Raw genomic sequence first — 26987 nt, 5'->3', positions numbered from 1 at the left:
TGATGTGTTCTAATTTTTAATTAATAAACTATTTAGATATTACTTATTGAGAGTTCTTTTTAGATGCAAATATATCTTGATATTTATTAGGATATAACCAACTTAATCGTTTAACATGGTGATAGAAAGATTGTTGGTTAACTAGATCTTCATTACCATAGAATGAAGTTAGTTGGTTATCAGTTAACATAAAGTAATCTCTTGATCGATATGGATTGATCATATCTCCATCTCCTGCTACATTCACTCCAGCTAGTTTACCCTCGTGATCATATACAAAAGCTCCAGAAGAACCTGCTGCTAAATCTGTGTTCTTTTCTCAGAAACCAACCATAATTGGTATAAATGATGCTCCGTCATATGGTACATCAAAACGCATATTAACGTGGTGTGCTAATAAATATTCACGATAACGACGGATTGGGCGATCACTATTTGCATTTCTAGGTGCATCTGCATTAGCAGATTGTTCATTAGGGAATGCTGCTAAGTAGAAGTTTAAATTAGAGCTTGGAGTAAAGTTGTATTGTTGCTTACTTAATTCAAGACTTGGTAGATTTTTTCAGTTTAAAATGAAATCAACAACAGCTTTTTGTTCTTTAGTTAGTTTCTTATTTTTATAAGTATATTCTTCTAGCTTCTTTTTAGCTTGTTCAGCAAAATTAACAAAGAATCAACTAACATCAAGTTCTGCTACTGCAAAGTCAAGTTTAGAGTAATAACGAGCATTTCTAAATCGATTATAACTAATATCTTCATTTTGATTATCTTTCATATAATGAAGTCTATTAATTGGATCGATATAATCTCTAACTAATTTAACAGTAATTGGATGTTCACCATAATCAAAGTGGACGCTATAACTATTTGGATCTTTTGATAAATTTCTTTCTGATTCTTTATATCAATCATCAGGATCAGGCTGAGCATGTTTTTGATTCTTATATCTTAGTTTCCAATACATATCAAATACATTTGATTTATCCGGATTATCATTCGTATATAGAGGTCGTTTTCTATCAGTTTCATCTCTACTAATCAATGTAGGTGTGTTTAATAAAACATCTCCACCTAAATCAATTTTTTGATATTCAGTTGTTGGTTTATAGAAACGTCTAATAACAACATCTCAAATATGTCAGTTTGTACCTACATAATATCTATGGTCATTATCATCATTTGGTTTGACTTTACCAATCATATTTCAAGTTCCATCGAAGTTTTGATTCAGTACAAAAGTTCTTTCGCGTGCAGCTTGAATTCCTTTTGAGTTATCTTCAACAAATAAACGTTTTGTTGAATTTTTTTCACCAGGTGTCTTATTCTTTGATAAATCATAATGATTAACAGAAACTTCATTTAAACCATGTGATAATGCATCAACTGGTTTTTCATTAAATGATAATTTAGTACCACCTAAATAGTGAACATAAAAATCACTATTACTTACAAATACAGATTGATTAGAAGCTAAATTATGAGCAGCTAAAGAGTTGTTAATTTGTGTGTCTTTAGCTTTTATTTCTAGACTTAAAATATTGTTTTCTAATTTCAAATCAAATTGAACTTTTTTAATAATTTCTTTTCTAATTAATGATTGGATAATAGTAGATTCATTTTTATAGTCTAAAATGAAATCTACATTACTTAGTTGTTTTTGTTTAAGTAATAATGCATAAGGAACATTGATTCTAACTTTTGAGTTAGCTGATTCATATGAAGAAAGTCTAGTATTTAAATTTAATGGTTTAGAGTTTGGATCTAACTCAAAGACAAAACTAAACATTACATTTTCTGGATCTAGATCTTTAAGATTAGTAAATTTAGATAAATCTTTATTTAAAGTAGCTGTTTTTTTAGATTGATCAATATTAAAAATTTGATTAGATAATAATTCCTTACCCATTAAAACATTATAAGCAAGTACTTTATTATCTTTAATAAGTTCTACTTCTTTAGCTGATGAATAAATTGTTGAAGATGTTGATTTCTTATCAAAGTAATAGTTAACTAATGCATTAAAGTTAGAACTTGAATAAGGAATTTGGTTATGCTCTGATGTTTTAGATAATAATTCATTTAGGGCTTGACTATTTAAATTAAGTTTTTTAGTTAATAATCTAGTAGCACTATCTAAATTAACTTCTTTGTTTTCTTGCTCTAAAATTAAACTTGTTAAATTAGCTTGTTGATATTGTTGATTAAAACTAAATTTAATATCTTGATCATTTAAATCAACATCGATTTCAGCTGAAGTTAAATTAGGTTCAACTACTTTGATTGAACTTAGTTCATATAAAACATTACTAAAGATATTATTAATTGCAAATTTTCATAAATCTTTATAGTTAACTACTAATTTCTTAACAGCTATATGATCATTATTTTCATCAGCTTTAGGTTTAAAATTAAATACAAATTGTTTATTTAATAGGTTTAGATCATTTTCAGTTGTTTTTAAAATACCTGATCCATATAATTGATTGTTTTCTGTATAAAAACTAAAGTTGATTAATTCTGGTTTAGTGCTTGGTTTAAATGTTACTAAATACTCAGGGTTGTATTCTAAATCAATGTATTGGTTATCAACTTTAATTGTTGTTAACATAAATTGATGAGAGAGATTAACTAAATCTTTTAGATCAAAAGTAGCTTTATTTTCTTTTATTTCGGTTTTTAATACTTTAGATGTCTTAACAGCAGGGTTTAATGATCTTAAGTTGATTTCAACAGATTTATTATTGTAATTACTATTAAATTCAATGCTTAGTTGATTATCTTTTACAGATGTATCTACTGGTATTAATTCTTTATCTTCCTTATCAGATGAACTTATTTGTAAACTCTCGTTAAAATTTTTAACTTCTTTATCTAAATTACTAAAATAAGATGTTTGACTACCATATTTCTTAACCAAATTTTCTTTAGTAAATGAACTAGCATCCGCTTCTATATTACTATTATCTTTTTGATAAACTAATGTTGTTTTATTTCTTAATAAACTATTTAAACCATTAGTATCACCAACAACTACATTATCAGCAAATGGTTCTAATTTTTTATCATTTTTAACTACATTAGTTAATGTTTTATTATTAGTATCATTGTTTAAATTAATATCAATTGGTTGGTTTAAATTAATAGTTTGTGCTTCTTTGTTTACTTCAAAAACTTGGACTTGATCTAATTCATATATTACTTCTTTTGATAAGTTAGCTAAACCTATAGTAACTTCATTATTACTAACAGTTACTTTATCTGAAATAATCTTATTATTTTTGTCATTCTTAGGGTGTAGAACTAAAGCAATTGTTTTGTTATCTAGATTATTTACTTTGAAACTTAAATCATATTTATCATTGTTTAAACTAACTTGTTTTAGTTCAAAAACAGGGTTATTTTCTTGTTGCTTCTCAATAGTTTTAGCTATTTCAGTTTTACAACTGGCTGCTATTGTTGATCCTAAACCAATAGTAAGCAAACAAGCAACACTTATTATTCTCTTCTTATTTTTAAGCATAATTAATCCTTAATTTGCATTAATAAATCTAGTTTATTACAGACTAAATAAAAAACACTAAAAGACATAACTAAAGCAAATAAAAAAGCACAAATGTGCTTTTAATTTTAATTAAATCCAACTAAACTAGCTATTACAAATTGATCAGCATATGAAATTGATAGAGTTAAATTGTCCTGATAAATACCATTTAAATATACTAACCGACAATGCTCTGTTTTTTTAATATATATTTGTTTATAACCATAAGTAAGTTTAAAAGCTTTCATAACAGCTTCTTTGCACGCAAAAGTGCTTGCAACATACTTAACTTTTGCTTGATCAACCAATTCTAAATAATGATCATACTCTTGCTGTACCATAATTCTTTTAGCAAAAGCTGGATCATTAAATTCATTTCTTGTTAAATTAACAAGATCGATCCCATTAATTATATTCATTCTTAAGCTCTTGTTCGATATCATCAAGATTAGGTAATGTTTTATTGTTGACAAATGATGTCTTAGGATCGTATTCTCCCTTACCTAGTTTTTGAATACAATCACGCACACTTTTTAGTTTAGATCATAATATTTGATTATCACTTTGTAGTGTTTCTAATTTAGCTAAAGCAGTTTGTGCACTATTTAATTGGTCTTCAAGTTCAGATAAAAAGATAGTGATATTATCAATAAAATCATCAACAGTTTTTGGGTCATACCCAGCACTATTAATTGGTAATTTTTTCTTAAGATGTTCATATTTAGAACTAATTTCATTAGCTGATTTAAAATTGTATTTAGTCATATCTAATTCCTTTGTATTAGTGTAATAGTACTAATTAGATTGGTAATAAAGTTGGTGGGTTAAATTAACTGATGGTAGAATGCTTCATTTTACTGTTTCTTCTACAACTGGTTTATTTACTTCAACTTTCATTGGTTTAATTGGTGCTTGTTTTGCAGCATAATAAATGTTAATAGCTCCTGCAACTATTCCAACTAAAACATTAATTCCGATTGCAACCGCTCCTAAGATTGCAAACATAGCAGCTCCACCTGCTATTTCTTTTTGTTCATGTTTTAACAACCGCATAACTATTTAAAAGAATGGGGATCCTACATTAAAGCTTGATGCAGTTGGATAACGATTTAATCTTGTATAAATCTTAGGAGCAGGATTATCTAATAAATCGCGTTTTGAATAAAGTGGATTAGGATTGTTCATATAAACAATTTGAGCAGCTAAATTAAAAATACTGGAGACACTATCACCAAATAAACTGCCCAAAATCATTCCACCCCATAAACCCATTGATTTAGCTTTAGCAGCCCCACCAATCGATTCTAATTTTAAGTGATGATTTAATTTTTGCATATTTTTTCAAATTCCTTTCACTAACTTAATTAGTAAAAATGCTTAAGAATTTGAATCATTTTGTTTTTTTAATTCAATAAATGGTTTAAAATGGTTCTTAGTAATTTTTTCTAAAACAGCAAACCCTTTTTGATCAATGATTTGGTGTGCAACACTTTTTATCTTTAAATTCCATGCCCCAAGGGGTAAATCAATACCTAATTTAGTTGATAAGCTAAGCATTGCTTTTAAAAAGAACCCTCTTGCAATCATGCTTGCAATACTTACACATAAATAATAACTTTCAGCTTTAGGCACTAAAACATCAAAGTTTAAAGAATTTAGATTAGCTGCTTTTGCATACTTATTAAAATTAGTTTGTGAACAATATGCATCTAATATTAACCCAACATTTGATGTAGGTATTTTAGTTTTTAATTCATTAATTGCATTTATATGTAAACTTGTTTTAAGAATGTGCATATTTTGATATTTAGCTATTTGTTGATTATATTGAACTGGACTGTAGTGTTTAATACAATAAGTGGTGTTTTGAACTAAAGTATCATAACATTCTAAAATGTATTGATCACTAATTTTTTTAGAATCATTAATGTTTAGATCTTTAAACTTATTTAGTTCATCTTTATTTAAAGCAACTGCACATACAACAATCCCACCAAAGAAATCTCCAATCCCTACTTCATCAGATCCAATTAATACATCAAATTGATTATATAATTCTTGCTCACTTACTATATCTATCTCTTCTTGTTGTTTAATATATTCATTCTTTAAGAAGTTGTTTGATAAATAAGTAGCTAGTTTAGGATTATATTTATTGACTCAACTAATTCATAAATTAATATCTTCTGAACTTATATATAATGTGTTATTAGTATATATTTGGATTAATGTTGTTTTGTATTTAAAACTATAACTAACATATTCATTAGTTGAGTCAATAAAGTATTTAGAATGTAAATTAATAATTTGTTCTAGGATTTTAGAATCGACTTTTTTAATACTTAAGTGTTGCACAGATTCTTTTCCCTTCAACTAAGAAGCTAAAACTAGATAGCTTTTAGCTTATAATTAATTATCTTTAAATTATACAAGTATCTATTCTATTCCTTATTAAGATTATTAATAAGTGGATCATTAAATGATTTAATTGAAAGTATTAATAATGATTAAAAACCAACTATTAAACCAACAACTAGAATTAGCTAAGTCTAAAAGTGAAGCTGATAGTATTCCAAAACTTAGAGATAGTAGTGCTCAATATATAGCTAATATGATTAATTCTAAACAATATCAATCATATTTAGAAATTGGGACAGCTTATGGGTTTAGTTGTTTGTATATGGCTACTTTTTGTAGTAGTTTAAAAGTAATATATTCACTAGAAAAAGATTTAGAAAAACATTTAGTAGCTAAATCGTTTTGTGATCAATTTGACTGAATCAAATTAATTAATATTAGTTGTTTTGATTATAGAAGTGAATATAAATTTGATGTGATTTTAGTAGATGGACCAAAATCAAAACAGATTGATTTAGTTGATCAATACTTAAATTATCTTAACAGAGATGGGTTAATGATAATTGATAATATTTATTTAAAAAAGATATCAAGTTTAACTAAATTAACTAAAAACCAACAAAAACTATTAAATGCTAATCAAGCATTAGTTGATTATCTAAAAACTAATATAGCTATTAATGTTGAATTTGTTGATCTAGATGATGGGTTAGCACTAATTACATTTAAATAACAATTTTTAGCACTCTTAATTGACAATTGCTAAATTTTATTGTATACTTTTACTATCTCTATTCGCAAACATAATAAGAATTGATATTGATTAGTAAGGAGTATATATACATGGCTAAAGAAATTATTTTAGGAATTGATTTGGGAACAACTAACTCTTGTGTTGCTATTATTGAAAACAAGAAACCAATTGTTATTGAAACACCAGAAGGAAAAAGAACAGTTCCATCTGTTGTCTCTTTTAATGGGGATGAAGTTTTAGTAGGAGATGCTGCTAAGCGTAAACAAATTACAAACCCAAATACAATTTCATCAGTTAAACGTTTAATCGGAACAGATCAAAAAGTTACAATTCTAAACAAAGCATATACACCTGAAGAAATTTCAGCTAAGATTTTATCTTACATCAAAGATTATGCTGAAAAGAAAATTGGTCAAAAAGTTCAAAAAGCTGTGATTACAGTACCTGCTTACTTTAATGATGCTCAACGTCAAGCAACTAAGAATGCAGGAACAATTGCTGGTTTAGTAGTTGAAAGAATTATTAATGAACCAACTGCTGCTGCTCTTGCTTATGGAATTGATAAGATGGATAAAGAACAAAGAATTCTTGTCTTTGACTTAGGGGGAGGAACATTTGATGTATCTGTGTTAGATATGGCAGATGGAACTTTTGAAGTATTAGCAACAAGTGGGGACAACCAACTTGGTGGGGATGATTGAGATGAAGCTGTAATCAACTGATTACTAAAATCAATCATTGAAGAACACAACTTAGATTTATCTAAAAATAAAATGGCAATGCAACGTTTAAAAGATGCTGCAGAAAAAGCGAAGATTGAATTATCAGGAATTAATACAACAACAATTTCATTACCATTCATTGCAATGGATGAAAGTGGTAGTCCTGTAAACTTTGAAAAAGAACTAAACCGTGCTACTTTTAATGATTTAACAAGACACTTAGTTGAAAGATGTCGTAAACCAGTATTAGATGCTATTGAACAATCTAAACTATCATTAAATGAAATTGATCAAGTATTATTAGTTGGTGGTTCAACAAGAATTCCAGCTGTTCAGGATTTAGTAAAAGAATTAACTAATAAAGAACCAAACCGTTCATTAAACCCAGATGAAGTTGTAGCGATTGGTGCTTCAATTCAAGGTGGAGTACTTGCAGGTGAAATTGATGATATTTTATTATTAGATGTTACTCCTTTAACTTTATCAATTGAAACAATGGGTGGGGTTGCTACTCCATTAATTAACAGAAATACTAAGATTCCTGTTTCTAAATCTCAAGTATTCTCAACAGCTGTTGATAACCAACCATCTGTTGATATTCGAATTGTACAAGGGGAACGTTCATTAGCTGTTGATAATAAATTATTAGGGAACTTTGAATTAAGTGGAATCGAACCAGCACCTCGTGGTGTACCACAAATTGAAATTAAGTTCAACATCGATGCTAATGGTATTATGTCAGTAACTGCAAAAGACTTAAAGACACAAAAAGAAAATACAATCACTATTAAAGATTCACAAGGTTTAAGTCAAGAAGAAATTGATCGAATGATCAAAGAAGCAGAAGAAAACAAAGAAAAAGATGCTAAAGTAAAACACGAACGTGAACTTGTTAACCGTGCTGATAGTTTAATTTCTCAATTAAAACAAATTACAAACGATGAAAAGATGCCAGCTGAACAAAAAGCTAATTTTGAAAAAGAAATTGATGAGTTAACTAAGTATAAAGATGGTGGAGATTACGAAAATTTAGAAAAGAAATTAAATGAAATCGAAAACCTACTTCAACAAGCTGCTCAATTTGCGGCTCAAGCACAACAAAGTGGATCATCAAATTCGGCTGATGATGTAACTGAAGCCACAGTAACTGATGAAAATGTTGATTCAAAAAATAAAGAAGATAAAGCAAACTAATAACTAAATTATGATTCAAATCTAGAAAGGCCTTTATAACTTTTCTAGATTTTTATTTCTTATTAATATTAGTTAATTAATTAACTAAAATTCTAAATTAATTAATTTTTATGGTTTAATATAACTCCTATTCTTATTTAAACAAATGTTATAATTAAAAGATAGCTAGCTTTAATTATCTAAATGAAAAGATAAAATAGTATTTAGTAAAATACATTAAATAAAGGAGCAAGATATGAAAATAAGAAACAAAAAACGATTTGTTGGATTATTAATTAGTGGATTAGTTTTATCAACTGCAATGATTAGTTCAACTGCAGTTGCTTGTTCACAAATTGCTTCTGATCAAAACCCAGTTCAACAAGTAGATAACAAACAAGAAACTACAAACAATGTAACTGGTTCTAATACTAAAAGAGTACAAACAAAGTTTATTAACAAAAATCAAAAAGCTAAAAAACAAACTAATCAAAATAAAGCATCTAATCAAACTAATAATCAAATAGTTGATGATTCTGAACAAGATATTGCTCCTAGAAAACAAATATCAGTTAATAACAAGATTGAACCTAAACAAGAAGATATTAAACCTTCAAATCAAGATTCTAAAGTAATAAATCAAGATCCTTCAAAAGAGAATATCACTGTTAATCAAACTAATCATCAAAATAATCAAAAAGTTAATAATTCAAGTTCATTTGAACCTAAACAACAAGATAATGAAAAAAATAACAAACAAGATCAAATTCAAAACCAACAAGTTTATGAAAATGCTGCAATTAAATCAAATGAAACAATTAAATATTTAGCGGTTGGGGATTCAGTAACAGCGGGATATAATAGTGAAGTTGGGTTTGATCTTCGTGGTGAGATGAATCAAGATAAATCAATTTCTGGATTATCATTTCCTGCTTTTGTAGCAAACTATTTTAATACGATTGAACCTAATAGAGTTAGTAGTTTCTTAAATTTAGGATTAACTGGTTCAAAAGTTGATGACTGATTGTATTTTTTAAATGAAGCTGATGCTTCATATTTATCAAGATTAAATCATAAAGCTAATTTCTTTAAAAAATTAAAAGACAGAGATACTAATTCAAAAGCTTTATATAAAAATAAATTAGATCCCTATTTTAAAAATTTTGGATTGAATTTAAACGATACTTCAAAAATTTCATCAAATTATGATAAAAGTCAATTTAGTGGATTAGTTAATGCTATTAAAGATGCTAATTTAATGACGATTACCTTAGGTGCTAATGATTTTACACAAACAATGAACATCAATTTAATAAAAGCGGTGTTTAGTGCAAAAACTCAACAACAAAAGCTATTAGCTTTAGAACAACTTAAGTCTCATTTAACTCAAATCTCAAGAACCATCCAAAACAACTTAGAAAAATTAATAAAAGCTCTTAAAAGAATTAATCCAAATCTAAACATTAACTTAGTTGGTTATCCAATGCCATTGCTAAGATTACAAAACATCATTAATGAATTTGCTAAACTAGAAAATAAAAAACTAGGAAATGAAATTTTAGCTGTCTTAAATCAAACAATTAAAAAAGCAGCTTTAAATACAAATGTTAACTTCATTGCTGTTAATGATGAAGATGATTGAAATCAAAACAATGATCAATTTGCTAAAGCTATTTTTGATATCCATCCAACAGAATATGGTTATAAGAAAATGGCTCAAGATTTAGTACTAAAACTTAGTTTAGGTGAAAATTATAGTTCACAAAAAGATGCTAACTTAGCTAAACAATTAGTTAATGCTTGAGATCAAGCATACTTTAGTAAAGATAATAATAGCTTTAAGCAAACAGTTGCTTTTAATGTTTCTAATGCAACCATCATTAATAAAGTATTAGGTTCAAGAAGTAATGAATTATTATTTAAATTTAATAATTTACAAAATGATAGAAAAGTTCGAGAATTCTTTAAAGATAAAAGTAATGCTGCAGAATTTATTAAATCATGAATATCTGAACATTTAGATTTAATTCCACAACTCGTTCCTGAGTTTAAACAATTATTAAGTGCTAATAAGAATGGATCATCAACTGATCAGCAAATGTTAGCTAACCTTAACAAAGAAATATTGACATATGTAATATTAGAAACTGATTTTGTAGATAAAGCAATTGTTAAGATTCAAGATGAATTTGATAGTAAAGATTTAGATAAAAATAAAAAAGCTGGTACTCAAGTTATTACATCAAAATTATTATTAGATGTCTTAAAAGTAAATTTATTAAACGAAAGTACTATATTTAATATTTTAAAAAAGGTTTGTACAGATAGTCCTTTTGCTAAAGACAAGTCTAAATTAAAACTAATTCTTAATAATTTAATAGGGCAATTTTTAACTCCAGAGCGTGCATTACAATTATTAGACAAATATGCTTCTCAATCAAGCGGAGTAGGTAGTTTTTTAGTAAGTAGATCAAAGAATCAAATAGCTAAACCAGAAAACTTAAAGAAAATCATTGAATTCTTTGTTGATAAATTATTAGAAAAACCTAACCACTACTTTAATAAATCTAAATCAATTCAAAACATAGTTGAAAATATAATTTCAGATCATCCATTTGATGTCCAAAAACTTGTAGCTAGTCTTCTTTTATCAAATCTAGCTTCTGGATTCCTTAGTTGATTCAAATCATAGAATCAAAAATTAAAATCAGCCTTTTGGCTGATATTTTTTATTCATATATATATATATATCAAAAGGTATAATTAAATAGTTCAAATATCTTGGAATAATTTTTTGAAAAAGTCTTGCTTTTGGTGATTCAACACAAGGGGGTATTTGCAAAATATGTTATTATATTTATTAGTGTATAGGCAAAATTCTTAACTTGCTAGTTATAAAACACCTTATTATCTTGGAGAGATTTGAATGAAGCAAACCCGCAGAACTTATAATATTGAAACTAAAATGGCAATCGTAGATTTATACAATCAAGGTAAATCCACCACTGAAATAGCAAATTTAACTAACATTCATCGTACAGTTATTTATAAATGAATTAATATACACAAGAAGCATACTGCACTTAGTGAGAACGAGCGTATCAAAGATTTAGAGAAGAAAATCATGCAGCTTGAACTTGCTAATAAAGAACTAAATATCGAGCTTGAAATTTTTAGATCTTGCCAAATTGAATTTGAACAAAAAATGCAAGTGATTGAAAAATTTAAACATCAATACAGTGTTTCTAAAATGTGTAAAGCCTTTAATACTAACACTAAACGTTACTATCGATGGCTGTCCAGTAGAAGAAACAATGAAGAGAGAACTGAGTAATATTGATTTTTTAGCCAACACACTTACTAAAGTAATCTTATAGCTAATATAAGGTTACTTTTTTTAGTCTTGTTATAATATTATAGTTTTATAATTTAAACATCTATATACAAGGTTTTCTTTGCTATGAATAATAAATTCTTACATGCTGTTCCAATTAACAGTCCAATCCAAATTAAGGTTGAAAATTTAGACCAATTTTACAATTTTGCACCAACATCAATTGGTTTAAATCATTTCTCACCACAAATGGCTTGATCACCTACTAAACTAGCTCAAGCAGCAAGTTATGCTATTTCAATTATTGACTATGAAGCATCAGGGGCAATGGGCGTTCCTTTTGTACATTGATTAGCTCTTAATATCTTTGAACCTTATATTAAGTTTAATGATTCAAAACTTAATAAAGGAAACCTATATCAAGGTGAACATACAGCTTCACAATATCTAACTCACCCATTAGTTGAAATCAACAATGAATTAGCACACAACCAATATTATGCACCATTCCCGCCAAACAAAAATCACAAGTATGAAATTAAAATTTATGCTTTAAAGCATAAGATTTCTACAAACCGTAATTTAGTGATGCACTTATCTGATTTTGAGCGAACAATTTATGATGCTAAAGTATTAAATATGGGAGTGTTTTATGTTAACTCTCCTAAACTAAGTTTAGATAGCAACAACATAGTTGTTGAATCATCAAGAGAGTATGATAACTACCATTTATTTAAAGCTGTTGATAATTCATACCACCAAATTGAAGATGTAAAAGTTTTAAATATCAAACAACATATATATGATGAAGCTAAATTATTAGAAAATACTAAATTCCCTAAAGCTAAAATTAAAATTATTGATAGCTCTAGTGCTAAATCATATGCAGTAATGATTACATCAAACCATCTATCTCATAAGTTTGGTGTACCACTAGTTAACTTTGCTCAAATCATAGATAAAGCAAATGAACAAAGAATTAAATTTAAAAACTCATATGGATTAAGAGCTGATTTAACTGATATTAATCCTGATTTATATCAACCATTAGTTGATGATTTATTAATTCTTAAAGACAAAGATGCTAGATATAAAGGTTTATATACTATTCATGTTTATGGGCTTGATTGTGAACTAAGTGAACTAAGTAAAACAAGTGAAGATGAATCAGTTGCAGGAATGTTTGATTTAATTTCAAAGCATGTAATAGCTTATACTTCTAAATTATTTAAATAATTTAAGATGCAACGATTTTTAAACTAGAAATACTAACAGGAATGATGTTAGTATTTTTTTGCTCTCTAAGAAATTTAGAAAGCTATAAAGAAACAATTAAAGGGACAAAACATAAATTTTTAAAATATAAAAAATACCTAAAACCGGAACATTTAAATATATAGTGCTTTTTTTTTTTTTTTTACAAATTAAAGAAATTATAATATATGCAAAGAATTTTCGAATTGTAATTCGAGTAATTTTATTTCAATTGATACTTAGGATATTTTAGAGATTGCAAGATTTTTGTGCAATCGTATAAAACTAAGAAATCACGTTCATTTAACATACTATAATCTAAAAATCTTTGGCTTTTATCTAAAAATAAAAGCCAATTTTTTATTTTATAAATGTTAATAACTAAATTACTAGTTTATTTCGAAAAGCTTAATCTCGACTTAAAAAGGTATATGTAATGGACAAGTTATATTTAAACATTTTAGAAGACTGTGGTTCTGGAAAATATATCCTTTTCAATTCTAATGAAAATGCTAAAAAAAGAAGTAAACAACTAATAGAAGGTTGAAAAGGTGCTAAAAATAGCAATCCAACAGTTCAAGAATTAATTCAAAAAGAGATTGACTCATCAATAAATTCACTCGAACATAGTGAGAATGCTTTTTCTTTATTATTAAATAATCTTGAAGTAAACAATATTTTTAACATCTTTGCAGTTGGTTTAGAAAGATGTGGAAGAAGTATTTGAGATCGTTTGGAATGAAAAACAAGTAATCCTTCTTCCAAAAAATATACTAATTTTTGTATTTTAGCTCAAACAAAAGATTTAGAAAACGTTAGTTTGAAGCATTTTAGTCCGGGTAAGGAAAAAGTTTCATTTAATGCAAACACAGTTGCCTTAATATTTGATATCAGTTTACAAGATGGTGAGTTCTCTTCTTTTAGTTTACAAAGAATTTCATTTTGTAACTATAACAATAAATTACAAGAATTCAAAGAATTAAAAAAAATAAATGAATTAATTTTCACTTGTAATACTTACATGGAATGTTGTGGACGCAAAAGTCTCCTTTCTACTATGCGTCACGAAAATAAAAAAACTCTTTCTAATATAAAATCAATTCGAAATCATAAAGATGATAAGGAAGAAGATAATATCAACTTATCAAAAAATAAAAAGTATATTCATTCTTTCTCTAAGATTTATGATAACAAGAATAACAAAGATCTTCATAATACATTTTTATTAAATCTTTCTAATAAGGAATCACTTAAACTTGAAATCGATGAAGATACAGAAAAACCTATTACACATGAATTAAGAGATAATGAAATATATCTATTAGCTGGAAAAAATACTGATAAAAAGAAATCTTTTGAAGGATATTTTTCAGATATTTTATCTAAAAACAACATTTCAGATTCTTTATATGTTAAATGCAAATTAGAAAACAATAAGGATAAACCACTTGATGATTTAGTTGATAATCTTAAAAAAGAAATTGATCAGTTAACTAAGAAATTAAATGACCTTGATAAAGAGAATGATGAAGCTAGTCAACAATCTAAAAAATGTAACGATGATTTAAATGATGAACAAAAAAGCAAAAACGCCATAAAAAATAGATTATCTAATGAAATATATAAATTAAAAATAGATGAAAAAATTGATGAAAAACAAAAGCCTAAAAAAATTGATGAATTAAAAAAGCAAGCTAAAAAAGAATTAGATATCATTGACAAAAGAATTAAAGAAATCGAATCAAAGATTAATGATATAAACTCTAAACAAAAAGAGATAGCTAATGAAAGAACAGAAAAAGAAAAAGCAATCAATGCTAATAAGTATAAAATCAAAAATTTCAATGATTTAAAAGAATGAATTTCAAAAGATAAATTAAATATTTTCAAACTTGAAAATTTAACTATCTGAGCTAAAGGTAAAAACAAAGATATAAGCATCGAAGTAGAAAACTACTTTGATAAGGAACATTACAATAATCCAAACTTTATCAAAAGATATCCAATATCTAACTTAAGTCCTGGTGAAAAAGCAATTATTACGCGTTCTAAAGTGTCAATGAACTTTTTGTTTGATGGGGATTATAAACAACCGCTTTTAGTTCCAGCTTTATATAAACCCTTTAAGGTTGATGCTTCAAAAGCAGACAGTGATGAAAATATCAAATTAATAACTCAAAAGAATAAACTAAACAAGAAACAAGAAGATAGCTTTAAAAAAGCTATTTATTCAGATGCTTTATTCTTACTTCAAGGTCCACCAGGAACAGGGAAAACACAAGTTATTTGTTCATTAATTGAATACTACCATCTAGCAAACAAGAATGTAGTTTTAACTTCATCTACACACGAAGCGATCGATAATGCATTTGATCGTTTCGCTAAAAAAGAACCAACTGATCCTAATGTGTTTGCTTACAAAATTGCAAGTGGTAATAAAGTTAAAAATAATCCATATGCAAAGGAACTAATTCCGTACAGATACAAACAAGCATTATCTTCTGAAGATAATTTAGTTAATATAAAAAATAATCAAAAAATAAACACAGATTTTATTAATGATTTAATAAGATATAGAGATAATTTTAATAACAAGTTTGTGCGTAAACTTGTATTTGAAAAAATTTTAACAAATCAATTTAACCTTGATGAAGTAAGAAATGAATATTTTCAATATAATGATGTATTAGGGATTATTGATGAAATAGCGAAAATTTTTGAAAAATACGGGTTTGATAAAGCAACTGATAAAAGTTTATTTGAAAAGATTTCTGATATTAAAGATTTAGAAAAATTAAAATCAAGTTCAAATTCAGAATTTCAAAAAAATGATGAAATTAATGATGAAATTAAAGCAAGAGTTTATCAAAGGTTGAATAAATTTAACTTAAATTTTGATATCGAAAACCCCGTTTTAGATAATAATGATAGTTTATTACTAGATGTTTTAGTGGATAATCAATTAATCAATTTATTTGGATTAACTACAACATCAAGCACACAAATTGAACATAAAAATGAATTAATCGATATTACAACAGATTATCCAATTGAAGTATCAATTATGGACGAAACTTCTAAAACTAATTTATATGAATTAATTAATCGTGCTTTATTCTGTAAAAAAATCATTCTTGCTGGGGATGCATACCAATTACCACCAACAAGTAATTTCTCAGATGATTTATATGAAGCGTTAGAAAAAGAAGGAATCATGGAAAATGATTATGAAGAACTAGACAAAGAAGAAATTGCTGAAATCTTGAATTTTCCATATTTTGAACAAACAATTAACACTTTAAATAAAGATATAGAAAGTGAGAAATGCTCATATGAGTTTTTAACACATCAACACCGATTCCCAGATGAAATAACTCGCTTTGTTAATATTTTATATGAAGAAAAAGAACAACCTTTAGAAACAGCTAAAAGTGATAAATGCTTTAAAGAATATTCATTTAAATACTTTGAGAATAAACTTAATTTAGTATCAACGCACAAACTATCTGATGATTATTTTGAATCAATCAAAAATGCTGGTGAAATCAAAATTAATGATTATATTAATTTTGACAACGGCAAATTAATTGATGATGGAGTTATTGAAAGTAAATTCATCAAAGATTTTAATACTCAAAAGAAAAATGAAGCAAAAATTAATCAATATAATGCACATGTTATCATTAAATCGTTGAAGCTAATTCTTAAAGATAAAAAGATTGAAAAACTTTTAGAAAAAGATAGTGATTTTGCTCATATTGGCATTATCTGTTTAAGTCGAAACCAAGCAACATTAATCAAAAAACTAATTAAAGAAATCGAACCTGATATTCATAAAAAATATCTAAGTAATAAACGAAAAATTGTTGTTGACACAATTGACAACTTCCAAGGTCGAGAGTGTGAAATTATTTTAGTAGATCTAATTAGAACTAAGAAGTCAATTAATAACCAAGGGTGGGATAAAAACATTGATTTCTTAAATGATGTTAACAGACTTAATGTTGCGTTCTCTAGAACAAAGAATATATTGATTATCTTTGGTAGTTTTGAAGAATATTTAGAACCTAGAGGCTGAAAAAATGCCCCAAACAGTTTAATTAAATATATTAAACACTACAAAGTTAAGCTTCATAGAGAATATATAGATTCTAGAGCTATTTATGAGGATAAAAGCAATGAATAAAGACATACTATTAAGATTTCATTTTCCGATAATTGAAAAGAAAATAAACTTCAAAGTTCAAGAATTAAAAGCAATGGATTTTTATCATGCTACATTCATTGTTGGTTTATATGAACTATCTAATGAAAAGGAACAATATTTTACATTAAAACAAATATTTAAGGATATTTTCAATATCCGTAATGATCTTTTAATTAGATTATTTTGATTAAAAATAGTTAGAGATTTAATTGGTCTAAATGTAATTAGTCTAAATGGTTCTTATAAAGATTTAGAAGATAAAGATTTACTTGAATACGAAGTTAAAAAGATAAAGATCCACCCCAAAATCGAAAGTTATATATCTCATAATAAATTTTATTTATTAGATTCAAATCCTACCGAAAAAAATAATGTATTTTATTTAAGACCTAAATTTTTATCAGAAGAGTATACAGAATATTTTAATGAACAAAATATAGATAAAAAAACTTATATTGATTGGTATGATAACACAGATATTAATGAAGAATTAGAACAAAAAATAGCAAAAGCCGAAGAAGATATTGAACGATCAAAAAATAGAATAGTTGTAGACATCAAAAGAGATAAAACTCCTGGATTATTAATAGCTTTTTTCGAATCAATTTATTCAACCGGTTTAGAATATAAAGAAGAAAAAATTGATATAAAGATTTCAACGAAAACAAAAAATCAACTTGTTTTTATTGAAGAACTTAAAAAACCACAAATATATAAAATGCAAGAGAATTCAGCAACATTACTAATTAATAAAATTTTCCCAAATAATGAACAATTTTCTGATTTAAAAGTAGTAGATAACAACCCATTCGATTTGAATAAATTTGATAATGAATATTTATTTAAATGAACAAATAAAGTTGAATTTGAACCATTTTTAGATTACATTATTTACAAAAAGAAACTATTTAATTTATATAAATTTAATTGTAATTTATATATTGAAGAACACAAATTTAATAAAGAGTACAATCAACTAATTATCCCTTTTGAAATTAATGAAGATGAATACTTAAGCATTGTAAAACAAATATATAATAAAAGCGATTTATATGATCAAGCTTTCTTAGAAAAAGTTGATTTATCTGAGCAGATTAAACTATTTTTAAAAAAAGAAATTCAAAGCATTGAATCATTAGATACTTTAATTGATGTTAAAGAATTAATTAAAGTTCCTTATAAAGACTGAGTTAAACAAATTAAAGCTTTATATAATAATGAAGATGTATTTATTAATATCTTTAATCAAATTAATGATATTAAAGATTATTCAGTTTTTGTTAATCAAATTCTTACTAAAGATCGAAAAGAGTTAAGAGATGAAATTGTTAAAAGAAGTAACAATATGAGTATTTTTAACTTTTATGATGCAGAAAATAAAGATTTAATAATTGAGATTTTTGCTTATAACTTTGATTCATGAATTGGTCAATACAATAATCACCCTGTTTTTAAAACTGAGTTTTGAACTAAGACTAATAAGATGATAAATGAAAAATTTGAAAAACATAAAGCTTCAATTGAAGCTAGAATTCAAGAAAAAAAAGCAAATAATTTAAATCAAAATATTTATTCAGAACTTTTATCATTTTTCGATTCAATCAAAGAAATTACAATTGTTTCAAATATAAAAGCATATATTCACATTGAATATATCAATAAGTTCTTAGAACAATCTAATGAACAATTAAATGAGAATATTGGTTTTATAAAGGAAGCAAATTTAACCCTAGCAATGAAGTTAAGAAATCAACTTGAAGATCTAGCTAAAGAGTTTGCTAATAAAACTGATGATCAAAAAGTTAACAACTGATCTAAAACTTTAAGAAAAAAGGATAAACAACTTGCTGATTACTACTCTTATTTATCTAATAATTTTGCTCATAATCTTCATAAAAACAAGAATAAAGATGATAAAGAACATATAAAAGATAATGAAGAACTAAAAGCAATTGATAGATATATTAACAATTTTAAAAACAAAGGTAATAAGTAATGAGTCATCTTGCTACAATAACACTTAATTTAGATGAACTAGAAAAAGAGCAATTACATAACATTTGTGATGAAAATATTAAAATTATCCAAAATGCTATTGATTCTAATAAATACCAAAACAATGAACTTCTTAAAAAATCAATTATTGAATTAAAAAATATCAAAGAATCAATTGTTGAAAGTGTACAGTTTTTATCAGGAAGTTATGAAGCAAAGCAATACTCTGAGAAAGGGTTTTTTAGAACACAATATGATAAGATTGAAAAATTAACTTTAAATGTTATTCAAGCAATTGATTACACTACAAAAACAGAATCTTCTATTAATAATTTTGAATATTATGTTTATGAATATGGACAAATTGCTACTAAAGCATTAGAGCAAATTTATGAACATAATCTAGAAGTTAATGAAAATGTATTAAGTGATTTAATTAATGAACTAGTAAGTATAAAAGCTGATCCATCTGAACTAAAGGTTTTTAAAGAAAAGTACTATAAACACATCTATCAACACGATGACCAAAATGTTCAATCATACTTCTTATCTCGCATCCATCAAGTAACAACTAAAAAAGATATTACTGATTATGAATTATGGTATAAAGAACAAATTAAAAAATTAATCAATAATAATCAAATCATTAAACCATTTGCTGATTTCTTAGTTAAAAATAAACAATATCAATTTCAAGGACAAAGGGTAATAGTTGAAAGTAAGGGGTTAGCTTCTTATTATATTTTTGAAAATAAGATAGGGGAGCAAATTGAATTCACAGTTTCAGCTGATAATACTGTTTCATATAAGATTGGTGATTATGCTTCTCATGTTTGCACTAAAACAGCAAAAGAAATGCTAGCTTATATTGAAAACCATTCAAAAATGAAAGTTCTTAAACAAAACATCATAAGAGAGTTTGTTGCATCTAAACCAAAATATAAAGCTAAAGAAAAGATTAAACAATGAGGTAAATAATGAGTTTTAAAGCTACAATTGTTGACCAATTAAAAATAAGGCTTTTAAATAAGAATATTTTAATTATTAAAGGCAATACATCTGATTTTGTTATTCCTAAGATCTTAGATTTAAATATTAAAAAACCAGCAAAAGAAGATGATATTAACAATAAACTTAGTAAACAAACTTATTTAGATTCATTAATTGATTTTGAATCAAAAGATATTCTTACTTTTAATCAATATTTAATGCACTTTTTATATCAAGATCCTAATTTTAGGTTTAATGAGATCTTCCTTTATAACTCAAATTGACAAGAAGATGCTGATGTTGTTCATGGTAATATTAGAGTTAAAAAAATCAAACAAAATCAGATTGATGAATCTGAAACTGATGATGGGTATGAACAATCAAGTTTATCACTATCAGACTTTAATGTAGGGTCAATGAACAATGATAGTGTTTCAATTGTTGAACGTTTAAAACAATTAATTATTGAAAAAATTAGTGATCCATATTATACAAAAAGAACACTTTTTATTTTAGATTTAGCTGATTTATTTTTAAGTGAAAAAAACCAAGGTTTCGATTTAACGCAAATAAATTCAATCATTGATTTATTAACAAATGAGATTAGCTCAATTACACACAGTTTTAAGCCGTCTAATTTGAAATTAATTTTAATAGTTAAAAATGAACAAATGTTTAATTCGATTTTATTTGCTAATAATCGAGAAGTTAGCACACTTAATATTCCAACCCCATCATTAGTTGAACGAGAAGCATTCTTTAAATTAAGAGGATCAACATTTTCAAAACTAATTACTAAATTAGAAACACAAAAAGAAATTAATACAGCTGCATCAATAACTAATGGTTTAACCTTTAGAGAATTGCTTCAACTTAAGGATTTTGCAGATCGATGACCATATGAAATTAAGGATTTTAAAGAACTTTATCGTCTTTGTTTCTTTGAAAAGAAGGATTCTGAATGAGAAAAAATAAATGATGATAGTTTAGCTAAATTCACTGAAATCTTTAATAGTCGTGTTAAAGGTCAAGAACATGTTGGTAAGAAAATTAAAGAAACTTTAATTAGAAGCAATGTTGGACTACAAGGTATTTTACAAAGTTCAGAAGTTGCTAATAATTCCAAACCAAAAGGAATCTTATTTTTAGCAGGACCAACTGGTGTTGGTAAGACTGAAAGTGTTAAAGCTTTATCTGAATTTGTTTTTAAAGATGCAAATCAAATCATAAGATTTGATATGTCAGAGTACAATCATGAAGAATCAGACCAAAAACTATTAGGAGCACCTCCTGGTTATGTTGGTTATGAAGCTGGTGGTACATTAACAAACGCAGTTATTGAAAAACCATTTTCAATTGTCTTATTTGATGAAATTGAAAAAGCTCACCAAAAAATCTTTGATAAATTTTTACAAATTTTAGAAGATGGTCGACTAACATCATCTAAAGGAGAACTTGTTGATTTTTCAGAAACATTCATCATCTTTACATCAAACATTGGTGCAAGCACAATGCCAAAAGATGGTACTAATGAAAAAATAATAGAACATTTTAAAAGCGAAGTTGACAAACACTTTAAAGAAAAACTAAATAGACCAGAAATACTTAATAGGATCGGTAAATCAAACATTATTCCTTTTAATCGAATCGTCGATCCTACTATTAAGCTTGATATCATTAAATCTAAAATTGAAAAGATTAAAAAGTTCTTACATGATAAGAAATCTATTAAATTAGAATTTGATGATAATATTGAACATTATTATCAATTTGTAATCAATAATTCTGATGATAATATGGGAGCAAGAGCTTTAATCATTGCTTTAGAAGATGATTTAGTAAGCATTATTTCAAATGCTATTTTTAAACAAAATAAAGATATCCAAAATAAATTAGCTAACTCTGAAAAGGGAACATTTGTAGTTTTAAATATTGAGTGTAAACATAATACAAACAATGGCACATTTGCTTTTAAAGCAACAATTAAAGATTAAATCGATTATTTAGAACAAGAACCAGAGATTGCTCTGGTTTTTTGTTTTGCTTTAAGTTTGAATTAATTAAACATATTTATTGAAATATTGTTTTAAAAGTTATTGAACCAATACTAAAAAAGCGAAGAGAATGTTATTTTGTTATAAAATTTATATATAAATTTATAATTCTTGTTAATTTTTAAAAATATTATGCTATGTAAGTTAATTTTATTTATTAACTAAATGAATTAGAATCAAATTCCTACTAAAGGAGTTAGTGGTTATGAAAACAAAGAAGAAAATTATCATTTCTAGTTTATTAATAGGAGTAGGTTTATTACCTATTATTGGTTTTGTAGCAAGTTGTAAAAATGAAGATAAACAAGGCGTTAATCAAAAACACTTTCTTTTAGAAGAGCTTGATGAAAGAGATAATTCAAATTCTAAAAAGAAGAATAGTCAACTATTTAAAGAAACAGATAAAACTAAGATTAGTGAGAAGAAACAAGAAAATAAACCAAGTGTTTTAAATAATCAAAGTAGTAGTCCTGCAACAGGGAATAAACAAAAACCTACTGAACCATCTGATCAAGTTAATAAAAAACCAGATGATAAAAGTGTTGTTGGTTCAAATAACTCTCAACCTTCTCCAAATAATTCAAGTAGCTCTAATTTAGTTGATAGTAAAAAAGAAGTTGAAACAAAGAATCAATCTACTAATCCACTAGTTGATAGTTCATCAAACCAACCAAAAGAAGAAATTCAATCTCCTTTTGATTCAAATACTAAAGAAGAACAACCGCTTAAACATGTTGATGATAGCTTCTATCCTAAACAAATCGATCAACCAGTTCAACCTGCTGTATTAGCTGAACAAGAAATAAGAGATCGTATTTTAGGGATTGACCAATTAGCACCAAATTACTATACACATTCTGATTTTAAACTTAAAAATGATTATGTAGAAGTACTTGGAAATGGTTCTGATTCCTTTAAATTAGAGTTATTAGGTAAAGATGGAAAACCAGTTTTAGGGGTTAAATGATATGTAAGAACTCGATACCCTGAAAGTCAAGTTTATAAGAGTGGATCTACTTGAGAAGGGGCAATCATTTCACTTAAAGATGATGGAACTGTCTCAGGTCTTAAGTATGATGGTGAACAAGGTAAATCAGAAGTTTGAGCAGAATATCAAGGATATTTATATAAAGCTATAGTTAGAGTTTTTTCTAATTCTGAAACAGTAAATGAAATTGAAACCCGAAAAGCAAAAGAAGCTGCAAAAGAAATTACCAAAGAATGACACAATTTATCAGATTACGAAAAAGCATTAAAAGCATATGAGTGAATGACTCAAAATGTAGAATATGTTGAGCGTGGTAATTTGGTTGATGACCAAACTGCTTATTCATCACTTGTTGAAAAACAATGTGTATGTTCTGGATATGCTAAAGGTTATAAGATGTTACTTGACGAACTTGGTATACCATCTAAATTAATTGTTGGACCTGTTTTAATTGCTAGAAACACATATGAGAACCACATTTGAAATCTAGTTGAAATTGAAGGTAAATGATACCATGTGGATACAACTTGAGGAGTAAGATCAAAACGTTGAAACAAAAATACCGGCAAACAAAACACTATTTATAATTACTTCTTATTATTAGATGAGAATTTTAAGAGACCTAGAGATTATATTAACCCTAATAAAAATTCAATGGGGACAAAATATCGTGCTTCAAAGATGGACAACTTTGTGGTTGATGAAATTGGAGTTAGAAGGGTTATACATAAAACTTTCACAAAAGAGCCTAAAAGAACTTGATTTTTAGTTAATACACCTTGAAAATTTAAAAATGAAGAAATATTAGAAAAAGCCATCAAAGATCTTACAGGTACTAGATACAAACCTAATGTTGGTAGAAAAGTTGATTGAAATTACAACTTTAAATATTTCTGATATTTATTAGAAGATCAAATTAAAAATGTTGATTCTAAAAAAGTTGATTTAACTATTTCACCAACAACAAATGACAAGAGTTCTTATATCATTAAAATCCAAACCAATGGTGAAGTTGAATTTGGCTTAGAAAACATTGAAGTTCAAAATGCATTCATTGATAGATTAGAAAAAACTAATGATGGATATTTAGTTTACTTAACAAATTTCGATATCCCTAATGGAAAAAATAATATTAAGATTGATGTCTTTAAAATTGGATACCAATTCAAACCAAGTACTTCTGAAGTAAGTTTTGATGTAAAACAACAACCAACCCCTGAAGCTAAGTTTATTGCTGATACAAATTCATCTGGAGTATTAACTAATGTAGATTCAAATATGCAATATCGAACTACTATTGGAGACTGAAAAGATATACAAGGAAATAGTATTCCATTTAATGATGTTGGTACAATAGACATCTATGTTCGTAGAAAACCAGATGCTAAACATTCTGCTTCTAAGATCCAACATATCAAATTAACTAAAGGTAGAGATCTAGATAGAGAAGTTAAATATTACAATAAACAAATTATTGGCGTTGATAACACTATGCAATACCGATTAGATGGCACAGCTGATTGAAAAGAAATAACTACTACTAAATTAAGTAATTTATCATCAGGAACTTATCAAGTTAGAAGTAAACCAAATGGTTCTCAACTTGCATCTGATACAGTTAAAGTAACTGTTTACTAAAAAAGATTAAATAAAACAATATTTATTAAACACAATTATGTTTAGTCATAGTTGTGTTTTTCTTTTATAAAGATATTTTTCTAATAGAAAGATTGAAGAAAATTATCATTCTTAATCATTCATAATCGGTTTAGTCATTTATATGCATAAAATACTTAAATTTATAGTCGTGTTATAATAACTTTAAACAGAAAGAATTCTATAAATTGTTTTTTGTTACTACACTAATTTAGTAATCGATCAATAAATGATTACTAATAGAAATGGATGAAATCAATTTTTATGAAAAGAAAAAGAATAATCAAACAAGCTATTTTGATTGGGGCAGTTGCTTCATCTATCTCTATTCCTTTATTAATAGCTTCTTGTACAAATGAAAATAAAAACCCAGCTACAAAAAGTACTCCTAAAAAATCATTACTTGAAGAAAATGTAAAAATATCTGATCCTACAGTAGTTAAACAAACTCAACCACTTGTAGCACTAGAACCAGCAAAACCAATACAAATCTTATTAAATAGCATAGATAAGAATTTGAAATTTGTTGATAACAAGTATGCTCTAAGCTTTAAATTAGACTCATCATATATAAATAAGTATGTTCAAATTCAGCTCCAAAAAGTTGATGATCAAGATGTTTTAATTACTTCAAATAAAACAAAAATAGTTAACGATGGATCAGCTCAAGTTTCTTTTGAAAACTTAGAAGATGATAATGAATATATCATCAAAAAAGTACTTATTTATGATAATAACAACTCTAATCCTATTGAACGCCAAATTATTAATGATCAACAAGACTTATCTGTTTTTAGTAAACTATCTGATATAAAACTATCAACAGATGCAAAAATTATTGAATACTTCTATAATGAATTCAAACTGCAACTTAATAACTTATTAAAATGAAAAGATAAGGTAGCAAGACTAGTTATTCAAAATTTAAACACTAATGAAAAGTTCTATTCTTTAAGAATTAAAATCAAAAGCTTAAATCAAGATTTCATCTTTGATGGTATTTACTCAGTTTATGATCAATATAAAATTGTTAAATTAGAATACGAAGATGGTGTATATTTAGATGAACATGAAAGAAAGTGAACTAAATACACATCTATTCCATTAGATGATTCAATTACTAATCAAACTTTATCAGTTAAATATAAAACTAATCTAAATTGAAATCCATTCACAAATGACAAAGATAAAGAACGATTAGTTTTTAAATACGGAATTAATTATTTAACAACTAATAACAAACCAATATATGCTCATTTTCCAACTCATTTTAAAAATGAACAAAATCTATTCGGTAAGATAATTAGTTCTAGAGGTTTAAATAATAATTATGAAGATCCTACTAACAAAATTATATTTATAAACAGCAAAGAAGAGTTAGCTACAAAAATAGGACATGATTTAATAGAGAAAAATATTAAAACTGATTTTAATAAAAAGACTTTAGTAGCTTTATTATTAGAAGAAAAACATAGTTATTATGACCGCGATTACTATAACACTTTTATAGCTAAAAAGTATGATGTTGATCCTAAAACAAAAACTATAAACGTAGAACTAGAATATAATTACATTCCTAGATTTTCTAGTACAAAAGAAATAATTAAAAGACCAGATACTGAACCAACTGCATTTTGAGATTTTTATGTAGCATTCTTTTTTGAAATAGATAAATTAGAAAATATTGAAGAATATAAGTTAAAAATCGATACTAAAAAAACCGATTATGAAACTTGGTCTAAAAAACCAAAAACTGATTGGGACTCATTACCTTGAAATGAGTAAGCTAATCATATATTGATAACTAAAACCAAACACAATTATGTTTAGTCATAGTTGTGTTTTTATTTTCATAAGCCTAGTTTTTGAATATAAAAGTGATTGTGAAAAATTAGTGTCTTGAACCATTTATAAAACCTATAAAGAACTAACTATATGCAAAAACCCCTTAATTTATAGTC

Annotated in this window: 17 protein-coding genes; 11 read left to right on the top strand and 6 right to left on the bottom strand. The window is 26.2% G+C overall.

Going from position 1 to position 26987, the window contains the following annotated elements:
• Positions 1–43: 43 nt before the first annotated feature.
• The 6 genes from JM47_RS03080 to JM47_RS03055 form a co-directional block, all read right to left on the bottom strand.
• The gene (locus tag JM47_RS03080) at positions 44–3520 is read right to left on the bottom strand and encodes a hypothetical protein (protein ID WP_208894925.1); all 3477 of its coding nucleotides are present in this window, start codon (positions 3518–3520) and stop codon (positions 44–46) included.
• Positions 3521–3627: 107 nt separating this feature from the next.
• On the bottom strand, positions 3628–3960 hold the full coding sequence (locus JM47_RS03075; protein ID WP_208894924.1) for a 4'-phosphopantetheinyl transferase superfamily protein: 333 nt from the start codon (positions 3958–3960) through the stop codon (positions 3628–3630).
• Positions 3947–4306, bottom strand: a complete 360-nt coding sequence (locus JM47_RS03070) for a hypothetical protein (protein WP_038103623.1) — start codon at positions 4304–4306, stop codon at positions 3947–3949. The genes JM47_RS03075 and JM47_RS03070 overlap by 14 nt, the downstream gene beginning before the upstream one ends.
• Positions 4307–4336: 30 nt before the next feature.
• Positions 4337–4588 (bottom strand): hypothetical protein, encoded by a 252-nt coding sequence (locus JM47_RS03065; protein WP_222702323.1) that lies wholly within the window; start codon positions 4586–4588, stop codon positions 4337–4339.
• Positions 4589–4600: 12 nt separating this feature from the next.
• A complete protein-coding gene (locus JM47_RS03060) occupies positions 4601–4876 on the bottom strand; it encodes a hypothetical protein (RefSeq protein ID WP_208894922.1) in 276 nt (91 codons plus the stop codon).
• Between the two features lie 42 nt (positions 4877–4918).
• Positions 4919–5914, bottom strand: coding sequence for a ribonuclease HIII (locus JM47_RS03055; RefSeq protein ID WP_208894921.1), 996 nt, complete (start codon positions 5912–5914; stop codon positions 4919–4921).
• A 130-nt stretch (positions 5915–6044) separates the two neighbouring features.
• On the opposite strand from JM47_RS03055, the gene JM47_RS03050 reads away from it, so the two are divergent.
• The 11 genes from JM47_RS03050 to JM47_RS03000 all read left to right on the top strand — a co-directional run bounded on the left by JM47_RS03050 (position 6045) and on the right by JM47_RS03000 (position 26811).
• Positions 6045–6632, top strand: a complete 588-nt coding sequence (locus tag JM47_RS03050) for an O-methyltransferase (RefSeq protein WP_038103631.1) — start codon at positions 6045–6047, stop codon at positions 6630–6632.
• Positions 6633–6742: 110 nt separating this feature from the next.
• Positions 6743–8569 carry a molecular chaperone DnaK gene (dnaK, locus tag JM47_RS03045; protein ID WP_208894920.1) on the top strand — a complete coding sequence of 609 codons (1827 nt, stop codon included), beginning with the start codon at positions 6743–6745 and terminating at the stop codon, positions 8567–8569.
• 235 nt (positions 8570–8804) lie between these two features.
• Entirely contained in the window at positions 8805–11240 is a 2436-nt protein-coding gene (locus JM47_RS03040; RefSeq protein ID WP_208894919.1) for an SGNH/GDSL hydrolase family protein, read from the top strand.
• A gap of 234 nt (positions 11241–11474) precedes the next feature.
• Complete coding sequence (locus JM47_RS03035; RefSeq protein ID WP_208894918.1) at positions 11475–11882, top strand: transposase; 408 nt, start codon at positions 11475–11477, stop codon at positions 11880–11882.
• A gap of 126 nt (positions 11883–12008) precedes the next feature.
• On the top strand, positions 12009–13118 hold the full coding sequence (locus JM47_RS03030; protein WP_208894917.1) for a YbhB/YbcL family Raf kinase inhibitor-like protein: 1110 nt from the start codon (positions 12009–12011) through the stop codon (positions 13116–13118).
• A 454-nt stretch (positions 13119–13572) separates the two neighbouring features.
• Positions 13573–17322, top strand: coding sequence for an AAA domain-containing protein (locus JM47_RS03025; RefSeq protein WP_208894916.1), 3750 nt, complete (start codon positions 13573–13575; stop codon positions 17320–17322).
• On the top strand, positions 17315–19339 hold the full coding sequence (locus JM47_RS03020) for a hypothetical protein (protein ID WP_208894915.1): 2025 nt from the start codon (positions 17315–17317) through the stop codon (positions 19337–19339). Before JM47_RS03025 ends, JM47_RS03020 begins: the two co-directional genes overlap by 8 nt.
• On the top strand, positions 19339–20316 hold the full coding sequence (locus tag JM47_RS03015) for a hypothetical protein (protein WP_208894914.1): 978 nt from the start codon (positions 19339–19341) through the stop codon (positions 20314–20316). Before JM47_RS03020 ends, JM47_RS03015 begins: the two co-directional genes overlap by 1 nt.
• On the top strand, positions 20316–22322 hold the full coding sequence (locus JM47_RS03980) for an AAA family ATPase (RefSeq protein ID WP_244870377.1): 2007 nt from the start codon (positions 20316–20318) through the stop codon (positions 22320–22322). Before JM47_RS03015 ends, JM47_RS03980 begins: the two co-directional genes overlap by 1 nt.
• A 265-nt stretch (positions 22323–22587) precedes the next feature.
• Positions 22588–25008, top strand: a complete 2421-nt coding sequence (locus JM47_RS03005) for an MAG6410 family transglutaminase-related lipoprotein (RefSeq protein WP_208894913.1) — start codon at positions 22588–22590, stop codon at positions 25006–25008.
• A gap of 282 nt (positions 25009–25290) precedes the next feature.
• Positions 25291–26811, top strand: coding sequence for a hypothetical protein (locus JM47_RS03000; protein WP_208894912.1), 1521 nt, complete (start codon positions 25291–25293; stop codon positions 26809–26811).
• The last annotated feature ends 176 nt before the right edge of the window (positions 26812–26987 follow it).

This window comes from Ureaplasma diversum, from assembly GCF_000941095.1.
Classification (GTDB): domain Bacteria; phylum Bacillota_I; class Bacilli_A; order Mycoplasmatales; family Mycoplasmoidaceae; genus Ureaplasma; species Ureaplasma diversum.
This window is presented reverse-complemented; position numbering and strand designations above follow the sequence as displayed.